Source organism: Microbacterium soli, assembly GCF_039539005.1.
GTDB lineage: Bacteria > Actinomycetota > Actinomycetes > Actinomycetales > Microbacteriaceae > Microbacterium > Microbacterium soli.
In genome coordinates, this window is sequence record NZ_BAABCP010000001.1 from 836598 (window position 1) to 861070 (window position 24473).

Annotated in this window: 21 protein-coding genes; 8 read left to right on the forward strand and 13 right to left on the reverse strand. The window is 70.8% G+C overall.

Annotated elements, in window-relative coordinates:
- Window positions 1–120: 120 nt before the first annotated feature.
- Complete coding sequence (locus tag ABD770_RS03885) at window positions 121–3657, reverse strand: TM0106 family RecB-like putative nuclease (RefSeq protein ID WP_344818195.1); 3537 nt, start codon at window positions 3655–3657, stop codon at window positions 121–123.
- A 137-nt stretch (window positions 3658–3794) separates the two neighbouring features.
- The gene (gene nadE / locus ABD770_RS03890; protein ID WP_344819860.1) at window positions 3795–4607 is read right to left on the reverse strand and encodes an ammonia-dependent NAD(+) synthetase; all 813 of its coding nucleotides are present in this window, start codon (window positions 4605–4607) and stop codon (window positions 3795–3797) included.
- A 75-nt stretch (window positions 4608–4682) separates the two neighbouring features.
- On the opposite strand from nadE, the gene ABD770_RS03895 reads away from it, so the two are divergent.
- Complete coding sequence (locus tag ABD770_RS03895; RefSeq protein WP_344818196.1) at window positions 4683–5252, forward strand: nucleosidase; 570 nt, start codon at window positions 4683–4685, stop codon at window positions 5250–5252.
- A 53-nt stretch (window positions 5253–5305) separates the two neighbouring features.
- Here ABD770_RS03895 and ABD770_RS03900 read toward each other — a convergent pair whose 3' ends face one another.
- The 3 genes from ABD770_RS03900 to ABD770_RS03910 form a co-directional block, all read right to left on the reverse strand.
- Window positions 5306–8296 (reverse strand): AAA family ATPase, encoded by a 2991-nt coding sequence (locus ABD770_RS03900; RefSeq protein ID WP_344818197.1) that lies wholly within the window; start codon window positions 8294–8296, stop codon window positions 5306–5308.
- On the reverse strand, window positions 8296–9465 hold the full coding sequence (locus tag ABD770_RS03905) for an exonuclease SbcCD subunit D (RefSeq protein WP_344818198.1): 1170 nt from the start codon (window positions 9463–9465) through the stop codon (window positions 8296–8298). The genes ABD770_RS03900 and ABD770_RS03905 overlap by 1 nt, the downstream gene beginning before the upstream one ends.
- A gap of 173 nt (window positions 9466–9638) precedes the next feature.
- Window positions 9639–9968, reverse strand: a complete 330-nt coding sequence (locus ABD770_RS03910) for a GNAT family N-acetyltransferase (protein WP_344818199.1) — start codon at window positions 9966–9968, stop codon at window positions 9639–9641.
- A 336-nt stretch (window positions 9969–10304) separates the two neighbouring features.
- On the opposite strand from ABD770_RS03910, the gene ABD770_RS03915 reads away from it, so the two are divergent.
- Both ABD770_RS03915 and ABD770_RS03920 read left to right on the forward strand, forming a co-directional pair.
- Window positions 10305–10994, forward strand: a complete 690-nt coding sequence (locus ABD770_RS03915) for a winged helix-turn-helix domain-containing protein (protein WP_344818200.1) — start codon at window positions 10305–10307, stop codon at window positions 10992–10994.
- 73 nt (window positions 10995–11067) lie between these two features.
- On the forward strand, window positions 11068–12015 hold the full coding sequence (locus tag ABD770_RS03920) for a DNA-3-methyladenine glycosylase family protein (protein ID WP_344818201.1): 948 nt from the start codon (window positions 11068–11070) through the stop codon (window positions 12013–12015).
- Here the strand turns inward: ABD770_RS03920 and ABD770_RS03925 are convergent.
- The 4 genes from ABD770_RS03925 to ABD770_RS03940 form a co-directional block, all read right to left on the reverse strand.
- Window positions 12012–12767 (reverse strand): iron ABC transporter ATP-binding protein, encoded by a 756-nt coding sequence (locus tag ABD770_RS03925; RefSeq protein WP_344819861.1) that lies wholly within the window; start codon window positions 12765–12767, stop codon window positions 12012–12014. The genes ABD770_RS03920 and ABD770_RS03925 overlap by 4 nt on opposite strands.
- Before the next feature lie 14 nt (window positions 12768–12781).
- Window positions 12782–13819, reverse strand: coding sequence for an iron chelate uptake ABC transporter family permease subunit (locus ABD770_RS03930; RefSeq protein ID WP_344818202.1), 1038 nt, complete (start codon window positions 13817–13819; stop codon window positions 12782–12784).
- A 16-nt stretch (window positions 13820–13835) separates the two neighbouring features.
- Window positions 13836–14858 carry an ABC transporter permease gene (locus tag ABD770_RS03935; protein WP_344818203.1) on the reverse strand — a complete coding sequence of 341 codons (1023 nt, stop codon included), beginning with the start codon at window positions 14856–14858 and terminating at the stop codon, window positions 13836–13838.
- 78 nt (window positions 14859–14936) lie between these two features.
- Window positions 14937–15929, reverse strand: a complete 993-nt coding sequence (locus ABD770_RS03940; RefSeq protein WP_344818204.1) for a siderophore ABC transporter substrate-binding protein — start codon at window positions 15927–15929, stop codon at window positions 14937–14939.
- A gap of 330 nt (window positions 15930–16259) precedes the next feature.
- Here ABD770_RS03940 and ABD770_RS03945 point away from each other — a divergent pair, with 330 nt between their 5' ends.
- The gene (locus ABD770_RS03945; protein WP_344818205.1) at window positions 16260–16673 is read left to right on the forward strand and encodes a VOC family protein; all 414 of its coding nucleotides are present in this window, start codon (window positions 16260–16262) and stop codon (window positions 16671–16673) included.
- Between the two features lie 126 nt (window positions 16674–16799).
- Here ABD770_RS03945 and ABD770_RS03950 read toward each other — a convergent pair whose 3' ends face one another.
- The 3 genes from ABD770_RS03950 to sigJ are packed head-to-tail and all read right to left on the reverse strand — an operon-like array spanning window position 16800 to window position 20566.
- The gene (locus tag ABD770_RS03950; protein WP_344818206.1) at window positions 16800–18269 is read right to left on the reverse strand and encodes an MFS transporter; all 1470 of its coding nucleotides are present in this window, start codon (window positions 18267–18269) and stop codon (window positions 16800–16802) included.
- Window positions 18270–18302: 33 nt separating this feature from the next.
- Window positions 18303–19634, reverse strand: a complete 1332-nt coding sequence (locus ABD770_RS03955; RefSeq protein ID WP_344818207.1) for a M20/M25/M40 family metallo-hydrolase — start codon at window positions 19632–19634, stop codon at window positions 18303–18305.
- Window positions 19635–19693: 59 nt separating this feature from the next.
- On the reverse strand, window positions 19694–20566 hold the full coding sequence (gene sigJ / locus ABD770_RS03960; RefSeq protein ID WP_344818208.1) for an RNA polymerase sigma factor SigJ: 873 nt from the start codon (window positions 20564–20566) through the stop codon (window positions 19694–19696).
- 90 nt (window positions 20567–20656) lie between these two features.
- On the opposite strand from sigJ, the gene ABD770_RS03965 reads away from it, so the two are divergent.
- On the forward strand, window positions 20657–21079 hold the full coding sequence (locus ABD770_RS03965) for a hypothetical protein (protein WP_344818209.1): 423 nt from the start codon (window positions 20657–20659) through the stop codon (window positions 21077–21079).
- On the forward strand, window positions 21079–21819 hold the full coding sequence (locus ABD770_RS03970; protein ID WP_344818210.1) for an SDR family oxidoreductase: 741 nt from the start codon (window positions 21079–21081) through the stop codon (window positions 21817–21819). The genes ABD770_RS03965 and ABD770_RS03970 overlap by 1 nt, the downstream gene beginning before the upstream one ends.
- Window positions 21820–21854: 35 nt before the next feature.
- Here ABD770_RS03970 and thrC read toward each other — a convergent pair whose 3' ends face one another.
- Window positions 21855–23273 carry a threonine synthase gene (thrC, locus tag ABD770_RS03975; RefSeq protein WP_344819862.1) on the reverse strand — a complete coding sequence of 473 codons (1419 nt, stop codon included), beginning with the start codon at window positions 23271–23273 and terminating at the stop codon, window positions 21855–21857.
- A 207-nt stretch (window positions 23274–23480) separates the two neighbouring features.
- Here thrC and ABD770_RS03980 point away from each other — a divergent pair, with 207 nt between their 5' ends.
- Window positions 23481–23939, forward strand: a complete 459-nt coding sequence (locus tag ABD770_RS03980) for a carboxymuconolactone decarboxylase family protein (protein ID WP_344818211.1) — start codon at window positions 23481–23483, stop codon at window positions 23937–23939.
- A gap of 19 nt (window positions 23940–23958) precedes the next feature.
- Window positions 23959–24456, forward strand: coding sequence for a sigma-70 family RNA polymerase sigma factor (locus tag ABD770_RS03985; protein WP_344818212.1), 498 nt, complete (start codon window positions 23959–23961; stop codon window positions 24454–24456).
- Window positions 24457–24473: the final 17 nt, after the last annotated feature.

A 24473-nucleotide genomic window follows, 5' to 3' on the forward strand; every position in this document is an offset into this window, starting at 1 on the left:
TGCAGCCTCCGGTATAGCGGACGAGCTGCAGCTCGGCATTCTCCTGTTCACTACCGCGGGGATCCACACCCAGGCGGCCGACGCGCGCATGATGTCATCGATGCTGCGCACCCCGGCAACCTAGAATCCGGATCCGGAGTCGACACCGCACGCTCGGCCCGCTCCGTCGCGATCGGCTCCGACCAGATGAGCGAAGGCGCTCAGGCGCGCCACGCCCTCCGGGGTCCACGGCAGATCGTCGAGGAGCGCCGGGGAGTGCACGAGGTACGCGGCGCTCTTCGCCCGTGAGATCGCGACGTTCAAGCGGTTCTGCAGCAGCAGGAACTCCGGCCCGCGCGGGGCGTCGCGGCCGCTGGAGGCGGCGAGTGAGGTGATCGAGACGACGGCCTCCCTGCCCTGGAAGTTGTCGACCGTGCCGACGGCGATCTCCCCGAGGCCCGCGGCGGCGAGCTGCTCGTGGATGAGCTGCTTCTGCGCGTTGTAGGGGGCGACGACGATGATGTCCGCCTGCTCCAGCGCCCGCGGCGCGGCATCCGTCATGCCGTCGATGTACAGGCGGCCGATCAGGTCGCGCACGATGCGGACGACCTCGGCGGCCTCCTCGGCCGACTCCGTCGCGTTGCCGCGGTGCCGCACGGGTACGACATGGAGCCCCGGGTCGATCCCCTCGACGATGCGACGCTCGGTTCCCGGCGCCGAGGCCAGCCTGCCCGCGTAGGAGAGCCGGGAGACGGGTGCCGCGACCTGCGGATGCATCCGCCATGACTCGGCGAGCAGGTAGCCGTGGGCGGGGTCGATGACGGAAGCACCGTCCATCAGCCAGCCGAGCGCCGAGGTGTCCACCGGCTCCGGGTGCGTGCCCTGGCTGACCTGCGGAAGCTGCTGCGGGTCGCCCAGCAGCAGGAGTCGCTTGGCTCCGGCGGCGACGGCGATCGTGGATGCCAGGGAGAACTGCCCGGCCTCGTCGATCACCAGCAGGTCGAGCCCGCCGCGGTCCACGCGGCGCGTGCTGCTGAAATCCCAGGCCGTGCCGCCGACCACCACCCCGCCATGGGCGTGCTCGGCGAGGAAGGACGCCATGCCGTCGCGGGAGAGCAGTGTGTAGGGCCGTTCGCCGTCATCGCCGGATTTCGGCTTCTTGGCGACCTTCGCAGCCGGGACTCCGGCGTCCACGACGCGCTCCAGCAGGTTCTCGACGATGGCGTGCGACTGCGCGACGACGCCGACCCGGTAGCCGTGCTCGTGAACGAGCCGCGCGATGACCTGGGAGCCGGTGTGGGTCTTGCCCGTGCCCGGAGGGCCCTGCACGGCCAGGTAGCTGGAGTCGAGATCGAGGATGCCGCGCACGATGAGGTCGACACGGTCACCGGTCTCGGCGGGAAGCCCGGCACCGGACCGGGTGCGCGGGGGGATCCGGCGCAGGATGTCGGTCGCGGCGTCGGAGGGGAATCCGGGGGCGGCCGTATGCAGGGCGGCGGCCCACTCCTCGATGGCGCCCTGCTGACTGGCCGGGTTCGGCGGCGCCGCCGGGGTGAGCGCGAGGGGCAGTTCCTCCCAGGTCTGGCCGGCCACGGTGCGCTCACGGACGACGTACCCGTCGTCGAGCACCTCGACCACCTCCACCTCGTGCGGCACGTGGATCACCCGGGAGGGCGCGGTCGCGGCGAACGGCGCGGGCATCGCGTACAGCGCGAACGGGCGGCCGCCGACCCCGAGGGTACTGCCGGGAGCCACCTCACCCCGCAGGCGGACCAGACGGGTCTGCGTGCGTTGTCCCTCTCCTACGGACCAGTCCTCCAGCATGGTGCTGGCCGAGGCGTCCACGTGCAGCACGTCGCGGGTGGACGCCCACATCGAGACCGGTTCGCGCAGGCGCTGGAAATGACCCTGCCAGAAGCTCTTCGACTCACGCGGGTAGTAGTCGATCGCGGCGGCCGCCACCCGGAACGCCTCACCGTCGTGGCCCCGGCTCTCGGCATCCGCCGCGTCGGCCTGCAGGGCGAGGGAGAGCGGGGAGGGTTCGTAGGCGCGGGTCTCCGGGTCGTCCGGCGGCGCGGGCAGCACGCCCTCCTGCCGGGCGAGGCCCACCAGCCAGTCGCGCAGCCGGCGCGTGGAGATGCAGTCGTACCGGTTGTAGTCGGCCAGGTCGTCGAGGATGCTCTGCGCCTCGTCCTGCCGGCCGTTCTCGATCAGGGCGCGAGCCCGCACGTACTGGACGATCGAGTCGTCGCCCCTCTGCACGTCGCTCGTGCGCACCTCGGCGCCCATGTACAGCGGTTCGAGCTTCTTGATCGAGTAGGAGCGCGATCCGATGCGCACCGATCGCAGCACGATCGGGTACAGGTCGACGAACACGCCCTCGCGCAGCAACCGGTCGACATCGGCCTCACCCACACCGTGCCGTGCCGCCATGGCCGACAAGTGGGTGGTCTCGTAGGGTGCGTAGTGGTAGATGTGCAGATCGGGGTGGGTGCGGCGGCGCAGCTTCACGAACTCCAGGAAGTCGAGCAGCGCCCGCTTCTCGTCGGCGAAGGTGTGCGCCCACAGCGCGGTGTACTGCTCGGAGTCGTCGACCCAGCCGAACAGGTAGTCGATGCCCCACTGCGGCGGCTCTCCGGGCTCGGTGTGCAGCGGATCGCCCTCGAAGTCGAAGAACAGGTCGCCGCGGCTGGGCCTGGGCATCATGCCGATGGCGGAGGCCGACACCAGCTCGTACGGCGGAACAGCACCGGGCTCCTCCACGATGCCGGCCTGCAGGCGCGCCTGCGCGCGCAGCGCTGCGAACACGTCGGGGTTCATGCCGTCCGGGGCATCCGAGGCCGCGGCCAGATCGTCGATGGTGCGGATGCCCGCGGCGCGCAGGCGCTGCCGGTGCACGGGACGCATGCGGGCGACCATGAGCAGGTCACGATGCGCGATGACCTGCTCCTCGCAGGTGGGGCAGCGGCCGCAGGCGGTGATCTGCAGCTCACCGCGGTCGTCGCCCCAGGCCAGCGGCGCGCCGACCGTGCCCGCCGCCGGGTCGCGATCCGCGATGAGGGCCCGCAGCCGCGCCCGGCGCACGTGGAACAGCGGCAGGATGTCGTCGACACAGTGGGTGCTCGTGCTGCCGTCGCCGAGGATGAGGTCGACGTGCGCGGAGCGGAGGACGCCGAGGCGGTCGAGCTGGTCGACATATGCGGCCAGCTGCATGAGCGCGGTCGACCGTGCCGTGCGGGCGAGTTTGGAGTCCTGCACACGCCAGCGGCCGTCGTCCTCGTCGCGGCGGATGAAGTCGGCGAACCCGACGAACTCCGACGTGGCGAAGGCGGCCTGATAGACGGCCGATGCCGCCGAGCGCAGCGCGCGCTCGGTGTCGGCGACCACAGCGCCCAGCGCCTCGGCATCCACCGACGACACTTTCGGCAGCACCACGACGCCGGGCCCGCCGTCGACGGACTCGCCGAGGTCGGCGATATAGCGCGCGAGCACCTGCTCCTCGTGGCGGTCGCCCAATCGCGCGGCGCGCTCGAGGGTGGCATCCGCCGGGTCATCGACGGCGGGGATGCGACCAAGCTTCGCGTCCAGCGCGCGCGCCCAGGCGAACTCGCACTCCGCGGCGGCCTTCAGGTCACTCGCGCTCCAGACCACCCGGTTCTCCGCTGCGATGACCCGCACGGCGCCCCTCTCCCTCGACTGCCTCCGACATTAGCCGGAGGCACGGACATCCTCCCCGCGGGGACAGACATCCTCCCCGCGGGGGCGGACGTCCGCATCACCGGAACCGTACGGACCGTCGGTCTACGGCGGAACCCTCACCGCCACCAGGTGTCCGACGGCGCCACGGGCAGGTGGCGCTTGTGCCGGGTGGCGAGGTACTTCGCCTCGATGCGTGCGGCGACCTCGTCGGGAACCTCCCGCCCCTCGAGATAGTCGTCGATCTGCTCGTAGGCCAGCCCCAGCTCATCCTCATCGGCGCGGCCGGGCGTACCGTCCAGGAGGTCGGCGGTGGGGGTCTTCAGGTACAGCCGCTCGGGAGCACCGAGCTGCCGCAGCAGCATCCGTCCCTGCCTCTTGCTCAGCCCGGCGAGCGGCGTGACGTCGGCGGCCCCGTCACCGAACTTCGTGTAGAAGCCGGTGACGGCCTCGGCGGCGTGGTCGGTGCCGATGACGAGCAGCCCGTCGTGACCGCCCAGCGCGTACTGCGCGACCATGCGCAGGCGCGCCTTGATGTTGCCGCGATGGAAGTCGGTGATCGGCTCGCCGAGGCCGGTCTCGAGGTCGCGTTCCAGCCCGTCGACGCCATGCTCGATGTTGATGGTGACGGAGCGGTCGGCGGCGATGAAGTCGATCGCGGCCTCGGCATCCGCGGCGTCCTGCTGCACCCGGTACGGCAGTCGGACGGCGAGGAAGCTCGCCTCTTCGCCTGCCGCTCGCGCCCTCTCGACGGCGAGCTGCACGAGCCTGCCGGCGAGCGTGGAGTCCTGTCCGCCGGAGATGCCGAGCACGAAGCCGGCGGCCCCGGTGGCACGCAGGTAGTCGACGAGGAACACGATCCTCGCCTCGACCTCGTCCGCGGGGTCGATGTCGGGCTTCACACCCAGGTCCTCGGCGATCTGCTGCTGCATGCTCACGGCGGTTCCTCCTTCCCGGGCACCGAGCCCGCGTCGGATTCCAGTCTCCCCCACTGACAGAATGTCGGTGTGAAACTTCTCGTCGCAGCGCTCGCCTCCGAGCTGCAGGCCTTCCCGGCCGAGCTCCCGGGCTTCGATCGACTGGTCACCGGTCCAGGAAAGCTCATGGCCGCCGTCGGGCTCACCCGGGCTCTGGAGGCGAGGGACGCGACGGACCCGTATGACGAGATCCTCGTGGTGGGCACCGCGGGTGCGGTGGGTGACGAAGTGGCATCCGGCATCCATGAGGTCGGGGCCGCCATCCAGCATGACGTGCAGGATCTCGACGGGGTCGTCGGACGACACGTGTCCCTGCCGGCCCGCGTGGAGACCGGGCGGGCGGGGGCCACGATCGCGACGGGAGACATCTTCGTCGACGACGCGGATGCCGTGGCCCGGATCCGCTCGCTGGGCGGCGAGCTGGTCGACATGGAGACGTTCGCACTGGTCTGGGTGGCCCAGCAGTTCGGGGTGCCGATCCGGGTGCTGCGCGTGGTCTCGGATCGTGCGCAGGACGGCGCCGTCCAGGTGTGGGACGAGGTCGTCGCGGCGTGCAGCGCGCAGCTGTGGCAGCGCGTGCGGCACGAGTACGACCTCTGACGCCCTTCTTCTTCGGCGGGCCTGCGCCCCAACCCCCTGGCCCGGCCTGCGCCTCATCCCCTCGGCGCGTTGATGACACTGGGCCCGTCGGGCAGCGCGTGCACGGTGAGCTGGGCGGGGATCTGCTCCTGCATGGCCTCGACGTGGCTGATGACGCCGACCGTGCGGCCGCCCTGCCGCAGCTCGTCGAGGGTGCGCATGGCGGTCTCGAGCGTGTCGGAGTCCAGCGAGCCGAAGCCCTCGTCGATGAAGAGCGTGTCCAGTCGGATGCCTCCTGCACGCGCCGTGACGACTTCGGCCAGCCCGAGAGCGAGGGCCAGGGATGACAGGAACGTCTCGCCTCCGGACAGTGAGGTGGCGGGCCGCGCCTGCCCCGTGAAGGCGTCGAACACCGTGATGCCGAGGCCGGATGCCGCGCCGCGCGCCGCCAGGGCGTCGGAGTGCCGCAACTCGTAGCGCCCGTCGGACATGTCGCGCAGCCGCTGATTGGCGGCGGAGACGATCTCCTCCAGCTCGGCGGCCAGCACGAAGGTCTCCAGGTTCATTCTGCGGGTGTTGCCGGAGCGGCCCGCGAGGGTGTCTGCGAGGCCGCGCAGCACCTCGAACTCCGCCGCGTCCTCGGCCGAGGCGGCGTGCTCGACCGCAGCGGCATCGAGGGTGGCCACCAGGCTCGACTGCACGCCTCTCGCACGGCTGTGGGCGTCGACCGCGCTCGTCCACGACCGCCGGGCAGCGGCGGCCTCCTCCTCCGCCGCGGTCAGGTCGATCGTCTCGTCCGGGAGTGCCCGCAGCTCCAGATCGAGCAGCAGAGCGCGCTCCTTCTGCACCGCCACCGCATGCCCGGTGACCAGGTCGTCGAGGGCCGTGATCTCCGCCGCGCTGAGCAGTGCCTGCTCGACCTCCACGACCTCGGTGAACATCGATGCCTCGACAGCCTGATCACGCTCGTGCCTGGCGAGGTTCGCGCGCTCGGCGGCTTCGACGTTCGCGTCGATCGCGTCCGCGGCGGCCGTCGCGGCGGCGATCTGCCGACGCGCCTCCGCGGCACGCTCGGCGACCGTGGTGCGGTCGCCTCTGGCCTCCGCGATGAGGCGGGAGGCGTCGGCGTCCCGCTGCGCTGCGAGCGAGAGCGCCGTGCGCGCTGCGCTGAGCCGGTCGGACGCCGCCGCACGGCGCTCGTCCAGGTCGGCTGCGCTCGCCTGCAGCACGTCCAGATCACGGGTGAGTTCCTCCGCGCGCTGCACGGCCGCGACGGCGGATTCCCGCGCCGCACGAGCCCGCTCGAGCTCCTCAGCGGCCTGCGCGGCCGAGCGGCCGCCCGCGCGCTCGACCGCCACGGCGTGGGCGGCCGTCACCGTCGCAAGAGCGGCGGAAGCCTCCCGTTCGGTCCTGGACGCGTCGTCGCGGACGCGCTCCGCCGCCGCGATGTCCTCGGCGGAGACCGGGTCGGCATGCGCAGCCGGTGCGGGATGCTCGAGGGAACCGCACACCGCGCACGGCTCTCCCGGTGCCAGTGCGTCGGCGAGCTCACCGGCGTAGCCGTCGAGGCGCCGCCGTCGCAGGGCGGCGAGCTCGGCCTGTGCACGGGTGTGCGCATCGCTGGCACTGGACTCCACCTGCCGCGCGGCATCGATCTCCGCGGCAAGACGCTCGACGTCGAGCACGGCGGCAGCCCGCTGCTCAGCGGACGCGACCTCCCGCTCCGCCGTCTCGGCGAGCATCGCCGCCGCCCGGGCCGCGTCGCGGTCAGCGGACAGCGCCGCCAGACGAGCGGGCAGCGTCTCCCGCTCGACGTCGATCGCGGTGAGAGCGGCGGATGCCGCCTGCTCGGCCTCCTGCGCCGCCACGAGCTCGGCGGTGCGCTCGGCGGTGGACTCCTCGAGCTCCACCGCACGCTGCCAGGAACCGCTCTCGCGGGTGCGGTCGGATGCCCAGGTGCGGTAGTGAGCGGCACGGTCCGTCATCGTCCCCATGGGGACTCCCGCCGCGGTGGCCGCGTCGACGGCATCCGCTTCCCGCGTCGCCGCGTCTTCCGCAGCAGCCAGTGCCCGTGCCGCGGAGGCGATCAGCGCTCGCATGCCCTCCGCCGTACGGGCGCGATCGCGCCGCGAAGCCGCCGCAGCGACCTCCTCGGCCCGTTCCTCCAGCACGGCGAGGGCCGCTCGGGCACGGTCCCGGTCGAGCTGCGCCTGCCGCTGCTCCTTGAGAGCGGCGAGCGCTGCATCCGCCGTCGTGAGCGTCTTCTCGGCGGCTGTCCGCTCGGTGCCGAATCTCTCCACCCGGTAATCGGCGCGCGCGACCGCCCGGCGGAGACGCTCGATCCTCGCATCCGTCGTGTCCGGCGTCGCATCCGCATCGTCGCCCCACAGGGCCGCGTCGGTCACGACCCGTTCGGCCTCGTCGAGGCGCGCTTCGACCGTGGCGCGCCGACCGGCGAGGGCCTGTTCCGCGGCTCGGCGTCGATCGTCGAAACGAGCCTGGATGTCGGAGAACCGCTCGGTGCCGAACAGGCGGCGCAGCAGCGCCTGCCGCTCCCTGCTGTCGGCGAGCAGGAAGTCGGCGAAGCGGTTCTGCGCGAGCAGGATCACCTGCAGGAACTGCTCCTGGCTCAGCTGCAGGATCTCGTCCAGTTCGTGGGCGACATCCACGACCCGGGCCGCGCGACCCACCCACTCGTCGTCCACGAACTGCTCCAGCAGTGCCGACGGCGCCTGCGTGGTCAGGCCGCCGCCGCGCTTCGCGGGCCGCTCGTACGCCGGCGAGCGCGTCACCCGGAAGCGCCCGGCGACGGTGCTGAACTCGACCACCACCTCGGTGGGGTCGCTCGGCTCGCTGTGATCGCTGCGCAGCCGCTTCTCCCCGCCGTCGTATCGCGGCACCCCGCCGTAGAGCCCGAAGCAGACCGCATCCAGGATGCTGGACTTGCCCGCCCCCGTGCGCCCCGCGATGAGGAAGATGCCGTCGTCGGCGAAGGCGTCGAAGTCGACCGACTGACGTGCGCGGAACGGCCCGAATCCCTCGACCTCGAGACGGTGCAGTCGCATCAGATGAGCGCCTCGGCGCGCACCCGGTCGTCGAGCACCTCGCGGATCAGCTCGGCCTCGTGCTCGGTGGCGCCCGCTCCGGCTCGGACGTGCTCGAGGAAGGCCTCGATCCGATCCATGTCGGTGATCGCGGAGCGCAGCCGCTGCGCATACGAGAGATCCGACCCGGTGCCCGCACCGACGGGCTCGTGCTGCACGAGGGCGCAGAACGGGAACCGCTCGCGCAGCCGCCGCATCGGCTCGTGCTGCGGTATCGGGTCGGTGTACACCGCGCAGACCCAGTCGTCGGCGTGCGCAGCGACGTTCTCGTCGGACAGGATCTCGTCCAACGCGCCGGTCAGGGTGACCAGGGTGCGGGGCACCGGCAGCGGCAGCCACTGCGTGGACGCGAGGCCATCGGCATCCAGGTCGACCAGCCAGGATCCGCGCTGCTTGTGCTGCTCGCCGAAGCTGTAGTGCAGCGGTGCACCGGAGTAGTGCACGCGGTCGCTGAGCCGCTGACGGCCGTGGATGTGCCCGAGCGCGACATAGTCGGGGCCGTCGAAGAACGCCAGCGGCACCACGTCGAGCCCGCCCTGACGCACCTCCCGCTCGAGTCCGGCGGTGGCGTCCACCCCGGCGGCGAAGCAGTGCGCGATGGCGACCGCACGGCCGGGAGCCGCGGCCATGCCCTCGCGCACCAGGTGCATCGCGTGGTCCATGACCTGCGCCTGGGTGCGCGGTGCGGGGGTCCCGCCCCCGGCATCCGTCCAGTGGTGCCGGACGATCGCCGGCTCCAGGTACGGGATGCCGAAGAAGCGCACCGGACCGTGCTCGTCCTCCACGGTGACGGGCTCGACGATCGTGCGCGGGTCGGTGAGCACGTGGATGCCATCGCGCAGCAGACGCGAGTGGAAGCCGAGACGCGCCGCGGAGTCGTGATTGCCGCTGGTCATGATGACCGTCGCCCCGGTCTCCCGCAGCGCCAGCAGCGTGCTGTCCAGCAGCGTGTAGGCGGACGCGGCGGGGGTGGCGGAGTCGAAGACGTCGCCGGCGATCAGGACCACCTCGACGTCGTGCTCGTGCACCTGCTCGACGAGAGCGGTCAGCACGTCGGTCAGCGCCTCGAGCGTGGAGTGCCCGTGGAAGGTGCGGCCGATGTGCCAGTCGGAGGTGTGCAGGATGCGCATGCTTCAAAGGTAGGCAGGGCCTCCGACATCCGGTCCGAGGCGTGCCGCCGACCGCCTCGGTGCCCGGTGGACGGGGCCCGACACGCCGCATCGCCCGCCCGGAGGCGCCCCTCTCCGCCACATGAGCCGTGGCAGGGCGGGAACGAAGTACTCGATCGGGAGGAGGCGCCGGCTCAGCGCGCGCGCAGCAGGCCCTGCTTCTCCGGGTGCGCCTCGAACCACTCCGCCACGTACCAGCAGACGGCGTCGATCTCGCGCCCGCCGTGCGCCTCGATGTCGGCGACGGCCCGCGACACGATCTCGGCGGCGTGACCTCTGCCGCGGAAGGTGGGGATGGTGAAGGCACGGGTCAGCGCCACGGTGCGGCCGTCGTCGCGATAGTCGAGCACGCTGACGAGGACGCCGTCATGGGTGAGCGTGTAGCGCGATGCATCCTTCTCATCGGTCAGCTCGAAGCCGATCGCCTGCGCGGCGCTTCCGACTGTCTGGGAACTGCTGTTCATGCAACTGACGTTACGCTGTATAACACGTGAGGGACCCGCTTCGTTTGACACGGTCGGTCATGTTGCGAAATAATCGGGCCCATGACCACCGACGCAAGCCCTTTGTCCGCCCAGGAGGCGAGCAGGACTGCCGGGATGATGCCCGGTCGCGTCGGCATGTGTTGCCGAATGTGTTGCTAAGGCGCAACCACCCAGATCGATCTGTGCTCTTCCCCCGATCTCGAGGGGCAGATCTCTGAGCGCCCACCCATCGCGCTCATTCCCCACCGGCTCATCCCGGTCATCCGTGCAACACATCCCGAGCCCGCCGGCTCGAACCCCTCAAGGACCGTCGTCATGTCGAATCCCGCCCTTCTCGAGCGTCCCGTCACCGCCCCCGTCCGCGCCATCTCCCCGGCGGACGCCGCCGCCGACCTCCCCTCGATCCGCTCGCCGCGCGGCTTCGCCCTCTACGTCGGCATCGACGAGATCAAGGCCGCCGAGTCCGGCGTCAGCCTGCCGCTGCTCGTCGACGCCCTGCGCCGCACCCTCGCGGAGCTGGCTCCCAACGCCGAGACGCACGCCACCGTCGCCCTCGCCCCACAGTCGGCCGGCGGCCGCGACCTCGACGTCGTGCGCCTCGCCCTGCACGAGCCCGGCGCCATCGCCCGCGCCCATGCCTCCGTCGAGGAGGAGAAGGACGAGGATGCCGGCGTGGTCGTCGACATCTCCCGCAAGCGCGTGCTGCTGGACGGCGAGTCCGCCGCCTTCACCTACAAGGAGTTCGAGCTGCTGCAGTACCTCGTGCTGCGCGAGGGCCGCACCATCGAGCGCTCCGAGCTCGTCGCCGCGCTGTGGCAGTCGTCCTCCGACGAGGCCGCTCCCGGCGAGCGCACGATCGACGTGCACGTGCGCCGTCTGCGCGCCAAGCTCGGCCGTCACGAGGACATCGTCCGCACCGTCCGCGGCGTCGGCTACCGCTTCGACCGTCACGCCGACGTCACCATCCGCTACGGTCACGGCACCCCCTCGCCCGACCGCTTCTGAGTCCCTCTCCGGCGGAGTAGGATGCTCCGGCGCGGTCGTCCGCGATGTCGGCCGCCCCGCGTAGGGTGCTGACATGACCCTGACGACGGATGCCGTGCCGCAGACCGATGCGCCGGCGCGATCCGTCCATCGTCCCCGGCATCCGCTGGATCTCCTGGCGACGGTGGGGATGCTGCGCCGTGGGCGCAATGACCCGACCATGGCCGTCGAGAACGGCCGCATCTGGATGGCGTTCCGCACGGATGCGGGGGTCGCGACGCTCTGCCTCCGGCAGCGCTCCGACGGCGTGCACGCCACGGCCTGGGGTCCGGGCGCCGGCGAGGCGCTCGACCGGGTTCCGGCGCTGTGCGGCGCGGAGGACGACCTCGACGGATTCGACGTGTCGTCTCATGCGGGGCTCGCCGAGCTCGCGCACCGCTTCCCCGGTATCCGGATGCCGCGGACCGAGCGCGTCTTCGATGCGCTGGCCTGCGCGATCCTCGAGCAGAAGGTGACCGGCATGCAGGCGTTCGGCGCCTGGCGGCACCTGGTGACGGGGTTCGGGCAGCGTGCGCCGGGGCCGACTCCGCGACCCCTGTTCGCCGCGCCGAACGTCGAGGCGTGGCGCGCCGTGCCCTCCTGGGCGTTCCATCGTGCGGGCGTGCAGCCACCGCAGGCGCGCACCATCGCCCGCTCCGCCATGCGCGGGGCGAGCATCGAGCGCGCCGTGCTCACGGCATCCGACGGTGAGGCACGGGAACGAGTGCTGACCAGCCTGCCCGGCATCGGGCCGTGGACGTCCGCCGAAACCCGCATCCGCGCGCTGGGCGACCCGGATGCCGTCAGCGTCGGCGACTTCCACCTCGCGCACGAGGTCGGGTACGCCCTGACCGGCTCCCGCACCGACGATGACGGGATGCTGCAGCTGCTGGCGCCGTGGGCCGGGCACCGGCAGCGCGTCATCCGGCTGATCTTCGCCGCCGGCATCCGGGAGCCCCGGCGCGGGCCGCGCCTGTCCCCCGAGGACCACCGCCGACGCTAGTAGTACACCGCGAGCGGCCCGTGCGGCCCGTCGATCACCTGGACGGGAGTCTCGAAGACGCGGGTGAGCACGGCATCCGTCATGATCTCGTCCGGTGTGCCGAACTCGACGACCCGGCCGTCCTTCATGGCGCAGATGCGGTCGGCGTAGTGGCCGGCGAAGTTGACGTCGTGCAGCACGATCACGATGGTGCGGCCGAGTTCGTCGGCGGCACGGCGCAGCTGCGTCATCATCGTGACGGCGTGCTTCATGTCGAGGTTGTTCAGCGGCTCGTCGAGCAGCACGACCGCGGTGTCCTGGGCGAGCACCATCGCGACGTAGGCGCGCTGACGCTGCCCGCCGGACAGTTCGTCGAGGTAGCGGTTCTCCAGCGCCCCCAGGTCGAGGAAGTCGATCGAGCGGCTGACGATCTCCTCGTCGGCGCGGTTCAGCCGGCCCTTCGAGTGCGGGAAGCGGCCGAAGCCGACCAGCTGGCGCACCGTCAGCCGGGTCACGAAGTGGTTCTCCTGGCGCAGGACCGAGACGATCTTCGCGAGGTCGGCGGACTTCGTGGTCGTCACGTCGTACCCGGCGATCTCGATCGTGCCGGCGTCCATGCCCATCAGACGGCCGATCATGGTGAGCAGCGTCGACTTGCCCGCGCCGTTCGGCCCGATCAGCGCGGTGACGCCGCCGGTCGGGATCACCAGGTCGATCGGGCCGATGCCGACTTCGCTGCTGTAGTCGCGGCGAACCCGGTCGATGGCGATCATGGGGGCGGTGGTGATCACAGGCGGCCCTTCCTGAGGATGACGATGAGGAACACGACGCCGCCGACCAGTTCGATGATGATCGACACGACGCCCTGGGCGTAGAAGATGTTGCGCATCACGAAGTACGCCCCGGCGATGATCGTGAACGCGGTGAGCACGGCGACCGGCAGCACCAGCCGGTGGTCGTCGGTGCCGGCGAACTGGTAGGCGAGGGTCGCGACGAGGAAGCCGAGGAAGGTCATGGGGCCCACCAGTGCGGTCGAGGTCGCCATCAGGACCGCGACGAGGAGCAGCACGATCATCAGCTCGCGACGATGGTTCAGCCCCAGCGACTGCGCCGTGCCGGCGCCGAGCGCCATGACGTTCAGTCGTCGGGCGCGCATCCACAGCAGCATCGACGCCGCCGCGCACAGCGGGATCGCGAGCGGCAGGCACGACGCATCGGCGTTGGAGATGCTCCCGAACAGTCGCGCGGCCAGCACGTCGAACTCGCTCGGAGTGAGCAGCCGCTGCATGAACGTCGCGATCGCACCGAGGCCGCCTCCGACGATGATCCCGATCAGGAGCATGATCTGTAGGTTCGCGTAGCGCCCGGTGAGCAGCCAGCCGTACAGCAGCATCGCCAGGGCGACCATGATCGCCACCTGGATGCCGAACTGCCACAGCCCCTGCAGGGCGACGAGCCCCGCCACCCCGAACAGGTACACCGACGAGGTCTGCACGGCGCGGTACAGCGACTCGAAGCCCATGATCGACGGGGTGATGATGCGGTTGGTGGTGACGGTCTGGAAGGCGACCGTCGCCACCGCCTGGCATACCGCGACGATGACCATGACGAGCAGGTTCGTCGCACGCAGGTTCGCGATGCGCCAGAACCCCGCGGTGCCGACCGGCATGGGGTTCCCCCACGCCAGCAGGCCGAGTGCGAACACGGCGGCGAGCACGATGAGCGCCATGAGCACGATCCGGTAGCGGCGCCGCGCACCGGCATCCGCGAACGACGGCGAGGTGGTGCGCCGGGGGGTCGCCGCGGATGCCGAGGGCGCGGGCATCCGCTCCGCCACCGGCCTAAGCACGGCGACGCTGCCTGAGCAGGAGGAGCACGAACACGACCGCGCCGACGATCCCGAGGATCAGCGAGACCGGCACCTCGAAGGGCATGATGATGGTCCTTCCGATGAGGTCGCACACCGTGACGATGGCGATGCCGAGCAGGCAGACCCAGGGCAGGTTGCTGCGCAGGTCGTCGCCGCGCACCATCGAGACGACGTTCGGCACGATGAGCCCCAGGAACGGCAGGTTGCCGACGACCACGGTGACGACGCCGGTGACCACGGCGATGAGCGCGGTGCCCAGCAGGATCACCCGGTCGTAGTCGAGCCCCACGTTCGTGGCGACCTCCTCGCCGAGGCCGGCGACGGTGAGCCGGTCGGCGGCGACGAAGACGATCACGCCGACCGCGGCGACGATCCACAGCATCTCGTACTGGCCGCGCAGCACCGAGGTGAAGCTGCCGGCGAACCAGACGCCCAGGCTCTGCAGGGTGTTCGTGGCGAGGGCGAAATAGGTGGAGAGGGCGCCGACCACGGCGCCGAGCATGATGCCCACGATGGGGACGATGAGCGAGGAGCGGAGCGAGATCCGTCGCAGGAACAGGAAGAACACCATCGTGCCGATGAACGCGGCGACGACCGCACCCGCCATCCGCAGCGGGAGGGACGGATGCGGAACCAGCGCCATCACCGCCAGCAGGCCGAGGCCCGCCCATTCCGTGGTGCCCGTCGTGGTGGGCTCGACGAAGCGATTCTGGGTGAGCAGCTGCATCACCAGACCCGCCATCGCCATGGAGGCGCCCGCGAGCACGAGCGCGATGGTGCGGGGGATGCGGGTGATCCGGAACATCTCGGCGCCGTCGGCGCCGCCTGCGATGTCGTACACGCCGGTGAAGAGCGAGACGACGAGGAGGGCGGCGACGACGAGGATGCCGATGAGCAGCTTCACGTCGAAGAGCCGCCCGGGACCGGGGCGGGAACGGGCCGTGCCGGTCCGGGATCCGCCGCGCCGCGGCGCGAGGGGGACGGTGGGTGTCATGATGCGATGCTCCAGCGGGAACGTCCGCCCGGCTGCATCCGTCCTCGGAGGCGGGGAGCGGCTGCCGCCGGGCGAGGCCTACTTCGCGGCCTTCTCGAGCGCGTCGGCGAAGTCGTTCAGGAAGGTCGTGTACGTCTGGATGCCCTCGTTGAGGTACGTGTCGGTGGGCATGTAGATGATGCGGCCCTCCTTGACGGCGGTGACGTTCTTGAGCGCGTCCGACTTCTCGAGGATGTCGGCGGCCTGCACGTAGTCCGGCTCCTCGTCGGCGAACACCGCATCCCGGTCCATCACGAGCATCCAGTCGGGGTCGGCGTCGGCGATGGCCTCGACCGAGATGTCGTCGCCCTGGTGGTCGTCGGTGGCGCCTTCCACCTCGAGCGCGGGGGTGAGGCCGAGGCTGTCGAACAGCGGGCCGATCGTGCGGCCGACGGTCGGGGCGATGTATCCGATCTCGCCGCCGGAGGTGGTGACGGCCATGACCGTGTCGGCCGCGTCGTACGCCTTCTTCACGCGGGCGATCGCGGCGTCGAAGTCGGAGGAGAGCTTCTCGGCCTCGGCCTGCTTTCCGAAGATCTCGCCGAGCACGGTGATCTGCCGCTTGAGCTCGGCGTCGAACGGCTCGCCCTCACGCGGGTCGAGCTCGAGGATGGTGGCATCCGGCACGAGGGCTGCGAGCTTCTCGTGGTGCTGCGTGAAGCGCTGTCCGTTGATGATCAGGTCCGGCGCGACGGCGACCACCGCCTCGAGGTCGGGCTCCATGTGGGTGCCGAGGTCGACGATCTGCGGGTCCTGCACGTAGCCGACGGTCACGGGCATGAGAGAGACGGCGGCGGCGCTGAGCTCGATCCCCCAGTCGCTGAGCGTCTGGAAGGTGCGGTTGTCGGTGGCGACGACGGATGCCGGGGGCGTGGAGATCTCGTGCGAGCCGTTGTTGTCCTCGACGGTCACAGTGCTCTCGGTCGACGTCTTCTCGTCGGCTTCGGCCGTGGGTGAGGACGCGCAGCCGGCGATGGCGAGGAGGCCGGCGAGGCCGACGGCGGTCGCTCCGAGGATTCTGGGCACGGACATGGAGAGTCTCCTGTTCTGCTTCTGCGAGGTGCGCGTGGATGCGCGGACGCCGGGACTTAGGTGACCCTTACCCGGCTTTGAATTAGGTTAGCCTTACTTTATGACTGAAGTGAAATCGGCTTTCACGGTCGGCCACCGCAGCCTCGATCTGCCGCTTCGCGGCGTCCATTCCGGACGGATCCTGCTCTGATCACCGCGCGGGCGAGCGTGCTGCCGGCCTGCACCGCCCCCGGACTCCCGGCGAATGCGGAGGAACAGGCATTGCGCGCGCGCAGCGGGACGCTCACACTGAAGGGATCCTCGTTCGACCCTCGTGCGGAAAGGCGCACCATGAGCATTCTCACCGCCTACCTGTCGTTCCGCGACAATGCGCGCGAGGCGATGACGTTCTACCGATCCGTCCTCGGCGGCTCGCTCGACCTCGTCGAGTTCTCGTCGTTCCCCCAGATGCCGCACGACCCGGCCGACGCGCACCTGATCATGCACTCCTGGCTCACCACCGACGACGGCATGGTGCTGGCCGGCTCCGACACGCCGACAGGCATGGACCACCAGGCGCCGCAGGGCATCTCCGTGTCGGTCAGCTGCGAAGACGTCGATCGCGCGCGGTCGATCTGGGACGGTCTCAGCGACGGCGGCACCATCACCATGGCTCTGGGCGCACCGCCGTGGGGCGGCCTGTTCGGCATGCTCGTCGACCGCTTCGGGATCTCCTGGATGGTCACCGCCGACCAGACGCAGTAGCGTCGATCCGGCGGCCCGTCCCCTGTCCACAGGCGGCGCAGTGCGCAGACCTGTCCACGGGTCCCGGACCGGTGCGACTCCCGAACCGCCGGGATCTGGCGCGCGAGCGAACCCGGTGCGCCGGTGTCAGACGGCCGGCCCGTCCTCGACCGCACGGTCGGTGAACGCCTGCTTCGGCACGAACGCCAGCAGCACGGCCGCGGCCAGCGCGGTCGCCCCGCACACGACCCACACCGTCACGTACCCCGACAGCGACCCCGCGGTCGCCTCGGCCGCCGCGGCGCCGGCATCCGTCACCCCGTTCAGCAGCGCGATGCCGAACACGCACGACGCGATCGCACCGCCCACGGTCTTGACGGAGTTGGTGAGTCCGGTTGCGACGCCGGTCTGCGTCGACGGGGCGGCGGATGCCGCTGCCGCGGGCAGCGCCGCCACGAGCGCCCCGGAGCCCAGCCCGACGATCACCATGTTCACGACCACCTGCAGGTAGGTCCCGTGCAGCGGCAGGAACAGCAGGAATCCGACGCCGACGAGCACGGAGGCGCCCATGAGCGTGAGTCGGGGCGCCGTCAGCCGCGCGACGACGGGGAACAGCAGCGCGCCGCTGATCATCGCGATGAGGTAGATGCCGATGATGAGCGAGGTCGCGAAGCCCGTCGTCCCCAGCCCGTAGCCGTACACCGCAGGCTCCGTCCGTGCGAAGGTCGACAGCGGGGCCTGCGCGCCCAGCACGCTGACGCCGAACAGCCCGGCGGTGAGGAACACGGGTCCGAGCGCCGGGGAGCGGAACATGCGCACGTCGATGACGGGGTCGTCGTGGCGCAGTTCCCACAGCACGAACGGGACCACGAGCAGGAGCCCGGCCGCCACCACGGCCCACGACCAGGGGCTCGTCAGTCCGCCGGGCAGCCGCAGCAGGCTGAGCCCGCCGGTGAACGCGATGAGCGCGAGTGAGATGAGCACGATGCCGACGGTGTCCAGACGTCCGCCGGTCAGCTCGGGCGACTCCTTCACTCCGACGAGGATCACGAAGAAGCACACCACGATCAGCAGCGCGGGGATGAGCAGCACGACCGTCAACGGCAGCGCGTCGATGAGCGCCCCGCCGACCAGCGCCCCGATGATGGCGCCGGCCTCGAGGGCTGCCACGAGCAACCCCGCCGCGCGTGCGGTGATCACCGATCTGCCCGTCATCGACCGCGACCGAGACCAGATCAGCGCGATCTCCAGCGGCAGCCACACGACGTAGAACCCCATCAGCGCCCAGCCGACGAGGAACACCGCGAACGAGTCCGTGAACGGCAGCACGAGGGCTGCGGCGCCGGTGAGCGCCGTGGACCACAGCAGCATCCGCTTGTGCCCGATCATGTCGCCGAGCTTCGCGAAGGCGGGCACGACCAGGGCCGACAGCATCAGCTGGGTTCCCTCGAGCCAGTTCACATCGGCGTCGTGGATGCGCAGATGCCGGGCGATGTCGGTGAGCATGGGCGTGTAGTACCCCTGCAGCACTCCGCTGGTGAACTCGACGAAGGCGAGGAAGCCGACCACGGCGGCGAGCGCGCCGAGGGTCACTCGTGCGGGATCGGTGCGCGTCATCGCGCCTCCTGTTCGGATCGGTGCCGGGTCAGCTCACTGTAGCTGTTCGAGCAGAGCGCGATGGAATCGCTCGCCCCTGCGCAGCGACGCGATCTCGACGTACTCGTCGACGCCGTGGATGGCCGCTCGCTGGGCGGCGGTCATCTCCAGCGGGGCGAACCGGTAGACGGCCGGCGCGAAGCGGTGGAAATGCCGCGAGTCGGTGGCGGCCATCATCACGTACGGCACGGCGGGGACGCCCGGATGCGAGACGCTGAGCGCCTTCTCCAGCAGGGCGAACGGCGCCCCGTCCGTCGCCGATTCCGGCGACGGACCGCTGCCGTCGAGCACCTCGATCGCCACGAGCGGATCGGCGATGCGGTCGCGCACGCGCAGCACGGTGGCATCGATGGTCTCGCCCAACGCCAGGCGCAGGTTGATCGTCGCGGCGGCCTGCGAGGGGATCACGTTCGCGGCGGTGCCGCCGGACTGCATGGTGGCTGCGACCGTGGTGCGCACGAGTGCCGCGGGCTCGCCGCCGAGCCGGGAGAGCACCCGTGCGGTGATCCACGGCATCCGGCTCAGCAGACGCAGGCCGAGACCTGCCGCGCCCGGGGTCCGCGACCCGAGCTGTGCGAGCATCCGTCCGATGGCCCGCGGCGTGCGCGCGGGGAACATCGACGGGTCCAGTCTGCTCACGGCACGGGCGACGCGACGCACGGCCGTGAGCTCGGGCGGAGTCGAGGCGTGGCCGCCCTCACCGCGGGCGGAGAGGCGCAGCGAGAGGATGCCCTTCTCCCCCACCCCGATCATGGCGGCGCTACCGGGCACGAACGGCAGCGGGGCGTCGACGACCGCACCGCCCTCGTCCACCACCAGCCACGGCGTGATGCCTCGCTCCCGGAACGCATCGGCGATGGCCAGCGCGGCGTCTCCGAACGTCTCCTCGTTGCCGCCGAAGGACAGGTAGACGTCGCGGGCGGGGACGAAACCGTCGGCCAGCAGGTTCTCGACGGCCTCGATCACGACGATCAGCGGACCCTTGTCATCCAGCGCGCCGCGCCCGTGGACGCGTCCGTCGGCGATCACGCCGTCGAAGGGCGGGTGCGTCCACGGGTCGGTCTCGTCGACGGGCACGACGTCGTAGTGCGCCATGAGGACGACGGGGTCGGATGCCGCGTCCCGCCCCTTCCAGTGGAACAGCAGCCCGAGGTCGGTGTGCTTCTCGATGGCGAGGTGCTCGTGCACGAGCGGGTACAGCTCGGCGAGCAGCCGCTCGAACGCCGCGAAGGGCTCGAGCCCGCGCTGCGCGAGCTCCGCCGACACGGTGGGCAGCCGGATCATCTGAGAGAGGCGCTCGGCGATGCCGGGACGAACGGTGCTCATGCCCTCAGCCTATGGCGAGGACGCCGACGCCGGGCCCCGGCGGGCAGGCCTGCGCGGCATCACCAGAGCGTGAGCTTGTCCGGGTTGCGGACGATGTGGACCTCGGTGACGCGGTCGCCGGAGACGGTCAGTGAGATGAGCGCATCCGGGCGTCCGTCGACGGTGCCGAGGAAGGCGATGCCGTCGGGAGTCGTCACCGGGGTCAGCACCCGATCGGGCGAGAGACGCGGCGCACCGAGCAGGAAGCGCCCCACACGGTCGGCGCCGAACACCGGGCGACGAGCGGCCGACACCCTCCCGCCGCCATCCGAGCGAAGCACGACATCGGGGTCGAGAACCGTGATCAGCCGACCCAGCTCACCGGTCGCCGCGGCCGCCGCGAACGCTTGTGCCACCGCATCGTGCCGCTCGCGGGTGGCCAGACCCGCGCGGCGATCACGCACGCGTCGGCGCCCCTGCGAGGCGAGCTGCCGCACGGCATCCGTGCTGCGGCCGACGATCTCGGCGATGTCGGCGAACGGGACAGCGAACACATCATGGAGCACGAACGCGACCCGCTCGGCAGGCGTGAGCGAATCCAGCACGATCATCAGCGCCATGCTCACCGACTCGTCGAGCGTGACACGGTCCAGCGGATCAGCGGAGGCGGTGACGGTGACGGGCCATTCCCCGGGGATGGGCTCGGGCAGCCATTCGCCGACGTACCGCTCGCGGCGACTCCGAGCCGAACCGAGGATGTCCAGGCACACTCGACCGACGACCCGCGTCAGCCAGGCAGCCGGATTGCGGATCGCCTGGCGCTCAGACGAGGTCAGGCGATACCAGCGCACGTACGTCTCCTGCACGGCATCCTCGGCATCGGCGACAGTGCCCAGCATCCGGTACGCCAGCAGCGTCAGCGACCGTCGCTCCCGCTCCAGCTCCTCACCCAATCGGCACCTCCTCTCGAACATCCGACGAAGCTGCGTGCCCAGATGTGAGGCTCACGTTCGCGGAGCCTGCGTCGTCGGTGATGTATGAGCATGTTCGCACGACGCATCCTGCTGGGTGTCACGGCCGCGATCGGCGTGTACGTCGGCCTGTGGGCTGCGGTATGGCCGACCGGGTTCTACGACGCCTTCCCGGGTTTCGGACGAATCTGGGTGGCGGTGGACGGGCCCTTCAACGAGCATCTGATCCGCGACGTCGGCGCCCTGTACCTCGGACTCGCCGTCGCGAGCATCGCCGCGGCGTTCGCCCGTGACGCGGCTGCGGCGCGCGTGGTCGGAGTGGCCTGGACGGTCTTCGGTCTCCCGCACCTGCTCTACCACGTCACGAAGCTCGGAGGGATGGCGACTGTCGACGCGATCGGCAACGTCGTCTCCCTCGGCGGGAACCTGGCGCTCGGCATCCTGCTGATGCTGCCCGGACCGCGTGAGACCATCGATGAGAAGGAGGACGTGTGATGAGGATCGCCGTCGCAGGAGGGACTGGGACGGTCGGCCGCCCCACCGTCGAGGCGGTTCGCGCCGCCGGCCATGAGGCCGTGGTGCTGAGCCGATCCGAGGGGGTCGACCTCGTCACCGGCGAGGGTCTTGAGGAGTCGTTGGCCGGCGTCGACGCCGTGATCGACACGACGAGCATCTCGACGCTCAAGGCGGATGCCGCAGTCTCGTTCTTCACGACCGCGACCGGGAACCTCATCTCCGCCGGCGCGAAAGCGGGCGTGATTCACCTCGTGCTGCTGTCGATCGTCGGCATCGACCGGAATCCGCACGACTACTACGCGGGGAAGGTCGCCCAGGAGCGCGTGGTCGAGGCGTCGCCCGTGCCCTGGACGATCCTTCGCACGACGCAGTTCCACGAGTTCGCGGAGCAAATGCAGGCGCGGGCGAGCATCGGTCCGCTGCGGTTCGCTCCGAACGCCAGGGTCCAGCCGGTGGCCGCCGCCGAGGTGGCTGCGCGGCTGGCGGCCCTGGCCGCCGGCCCCGCCGCAGGCCGCGTGCGGGATCTCGCCGGACCGCGCGAGGAGAGCCTCGCCGACATGGTCCGCCAGGTGGCGCGCGCCGATGGGCGCCGGGGGTGGATCCCGGCGCTCAACGTGCCGACCAGGCAGATGGCGGGCATGCGCGCAGGCACCGCGCTGCCCGGCCCGGACGCGGACCACGGGGTGCAGACCTTCCGGGAATGGCTGGCGTCGCGCTGAGCGGAGCCGGTCGCCGAGGAATCCGGCGAGCCGGATCAGTGCAGCGCGTGCGCGGCGATGAACTCCCGCAGCGCCTGCTCGTCGTCGACCATCTCGGTGACGTGCTGCGGGGCGTCCAGCATGCCGCGCAGCTCCGGTGACAGCTCAAGTTCGATGCCGGTCGCCTCACGGATGGTCTCGGCGAACTTCTGCGGCTTCGCCGTCTCCAGCACGAGCATGGGCACGTCCGGCTCGAGGTGGTCGCGGGCGACCTTCACGCCGTCGGCGGTGTGCGGATCGATGAGCTCACCGGACGCCTCATGCACCGCGCGGATCGTCGCCAGCCGGTCAGCGTGAGTCGACGTGCCGCTGACGATGCCGAACTCCGCGTCGAACCGCGGCTGCTCGGCCGAGAGGTCGACGAACCCCTGCTCGTCGATCGCCCGGAAGAAGTCGGCGACGCGCCGCGGGTCGCGCCCGACGAGTTCGTGGATGAAGCGCTCCAGGTTGGAGGCCTTGGAGATGTCCATCGACGGGCTCGAGGTGGCGTAGGTGTCGGCGGCCGAGCGCGGCCGGTAGACGCCGGTGCGGAAGAACTCGTCCAGCACGTTGTTCTCGTTGGCCGCGAGCACGAGGCGACGGATCGGCACGCCCATGCCCTTGGCGTAGAAGCCGGAGAGGATGTTGCCGAAGTTGCCGGAGGGCACCGCGAAGGAGACCTCGAAGCCTCGGCGGAACTCCGGCTCCACGGCATCCGTCACCCGAAGCCAGGCCCAGAAGTAGTAGACGGCCTGCGCGGCGATCCGCCCGAGGTTGATGGAGTTGACCGCCCCGAGCCGGTGGGCGTGCTTGAAGTCGAGATCGCCGGAGAGCCGCTTGACGAGGTTCTGACAGTCGTCGAACACGCCCGCCACGGCGATGTTGTGCACGTTCGCGTCATCGAGCGAGTACATCTGCGCACGCTGGAACGGGCTCATCCGCCCCTGCGGGGAGAGCATGAACACCGACACGCGCTCCTTGCCGCGCAGCGCGTGCTCGGCCGCGGATCCGGTGTCTCCCGAGGTGGCTCCCACGATGTTGAGCACCTGATCCTTGCGCTCCAGCACGTGCGAGAGCGCCTGGCCGAGGAACTGCATGGCCATGTCCTTGAACGCCAGCGTCGGCCCCTCGGACAGCCCGACGAGGGTGATGCCGCCGCCGATGGAGCGCAGCGGCACGACCTCGTCGGGGAAGTCCGCATACGCCGCGGCCGTCATCCGCGCCAGGTCCTCACGGGGGATGTCGGTGGCGAACAGGCCCAGCACCTCGGCGGCCAGCTGCGGGTAGGTCAGCGCCCGCCAACCCTCCAGGGTCTCGGCGTCGACCGAGGGCAGCTGCGCGGGCACGGCCAGGCCGCCGTCGGGTGCGAGCCCCTCCAGCAGCGTCTCGCTGAAGGGCTGCGGTGCCATGCCGCCGCGGGTGGACACGTACCGCACATCGGTCCTGGTCAAGGGGTCTCCTCGGGTCGAACGCTCGGGACGGGTTCCATTCTCTCAGGAGTGCGGATGGGCGGCAGACGGATGACGGGTGCGGGCCGCCTCGTCCCGCAGGGGCCGCCACCGGGCGTCGACTGTCACACTCCCGTGCCCCGATCCGACATATACAGGAGGGCGCCAGAGTGGCGACCTCGCGGAAGGATGATGATGACCCGGATCGACTTGTCGCGCACCAACAGGACCGGCTACGCCGCAGTGCTCGGAATGGAGGCGTACGCGAGCAAGTCCGTGGAGAAGCGGCTGTACGAGCTCATCAAGCTGAGGGCGTCGATCCTCAATGGCTGCGGGTTCTGCGTCGACATGCACGCCACGGACGGCGCGAAGGCCGGCATCCCGCAGCGCACGCTGCACGCCGTCGGGGCGTGGCAGCACGCGCGGAACCTGTTCGAGCCGAAGGAACTCGCGGCACTCGCCCTCACCGACGCGATCACGAAGCTCGGCCCGGACACCGTCACCGATGAGATCTGGGATGCCGCGGCCGAGCACTTCTCCGACAGTGAACTGGGCGGGATCGTCATGGCGATCTGCACCATCAACGTGTGGAACCGCATCGCCATCTCGACCCGCATGCAGCCGCCGGTGGACGACGAGCACCCGATCGTGTGACGGAGCGTAGCCTGGCTGCATGATCCCCATCACGCCCGCGGCGCGCGCCTGGGCGGCGGAGCGCGGCCGGCTGATCGGCATCGCATATCGGATGCTGGGGGATTTCGGCCACGCCGAGGACGTCGTCTCGGAGGTCGCGATCGACGCGCTGAAGGCGGAGCGGTCGAATGCCGCGCCGGTGCGCTCGTGGCCCGCGTGGCTGACGACGACCTGCGTGCGCAGGGCGATCGACCGTATGCGCGCGCTGGCCGCCGTCCGTGAGGAGTACACCGGGTGCTGGTTCCCCGAGCCCGTCGCCACCTCGCGGCTGCCGGAGGACGCCGTCGCCGACCGCGAGATGCTCTCCCTCGCCCTGCTCCATCTCGCCGAGCGGCTCACGCCCGAAGCCCGTGCGGCTGTCGTGCTGCACCGTGCGCACGGCATGTCGGCCGTGGAGATCGGTGCGATCATCGACAAGTCGCCGGCGGCCGTGCGGCAGCTGATCTCCCGCGGCGAGCGCCGACTGCGGATGTCCTGACCGTCGAATTCGACCGG

Bases quoted from the DNA above. Each gene is read 5' to 3' on its own strand.
- nadE (WP_344819860.1), bottom strand. From the start codon at position 4,607: ATGCAGCAGCAGATCGCCGAGGACCTGGGTGTGAAGCCCGACATCGAC.
- ABD770_RS03900 (WP_344818197.1), bottom strand. From the start codon at position 8,296: ATGCGACTGCACCGTCTCGAGGTCGAGGGATTCGGGCCGTTCCGCGCA.
- ABD770_RS03905 (WP_344818198.1), bottom strand. From the start codon at position 9,465: ATGCGCATCCTGCACACCTCCGACTGGCACATCGGCCGCACCTTCCAC.
- ABD770_RS03910 (WP_344818199.1), bottom strand. From the start codon at position 9,968: ATGAACAGCAGTTCCCAGACAGTCGGAAGCGCCGCGCAGGCGATCGGC.
- ABD770_RS03915 (WP_344818200.1), top strand. From the start codon at position 10,305: ATGTCGAATCCCGCCCTTCTCGAGCGTCCCGTCACCGCCCCCGTCCGC.
- ABD770_RS03920 (WP_344818201.1), top strand. From the start codon at position 11,068: ATGACCCTGACGACGGATGCCGTGCCGCAGACCGATGCGCCGGCGCGA.
- ABD770_RS03925 (WP_344819861.1), bottom strand. From the start codon at position 12,767: ATGATCGCCATCGACCGGGTTCGCCGCGACTACAGCAGCGAAGTCGGC.
- ABD770_RS03930 (WP_344818202.1), bottom strand. From the start codon at position 13,819: ATGCCCGCGCCCTCGGCATCCGCGGCGACCCCCCGGCGCACCACCTCG.
- ABD770_RS03935 (WP_344818203.1), bottom strand. From the start codon at position 14,858: ATGACACCCACCGTCCCCCTCGCGCCGCGGCGCGGCGGATCCCGGACC.
- ABD770_RS03940 (WP_344818204.1), bottom strand. From the start codon at position 15,929: ATGTCCGTGCCCAGAATCCTCGGAGCGACCGCCGTCGGCCTCGCCGGC.
- ABD770_RS03945 (WP_344818205.1), top strand. From the start codon at position 16,260: ATGAGCATTCTCACCGCCTACCTGTCGTTCCGCGACAATGCGCGCGAG.
- ABD770_RS03950 (WP_344818206.1), bottom strand. From the start codon at position 18,269: ATGACGCGCACCGATCCCGCACGAGTGACCCTCGGCGCGCTCGCCGCC.
- ABD770_RS03955 (WP_344818207.1), bottom strand. From the start codon at position 19,634: ATGAGCACCGTTCGTCCCGGCATCGCCGAGCGCCTCTCTCAGATGATC.
- ABD770_RS03965 (WP_344818209.1), top strand. From the start codon at position 20,657: ATGTTCGCACGACGCATCCTGCTGGGTGTCACGGCCGCGATCGGCGTG.
- ABD770_RS03970 (WP_344818210.1), top strand. From the start codon at position 21,079: ATGAGGATCGCCGTCGCAGGAGGGACTGGGACGGTCGGCCGCCCCACC.
- ABD770_RS03980 (WP_344818211.1), top strand. From the start codon at position 23,481: ATGACCCGGATCGACTTGTCGCGCACCAACAGGACCGGCTACGCCGCA.
- ABD770_RS03985 (WP_344818212.1), top strand. From the start codon at position 23,959: ATGATCCCCATCACGCCCGCGGCGCGCGCCTGGGCGGCGGAGCGCGGC.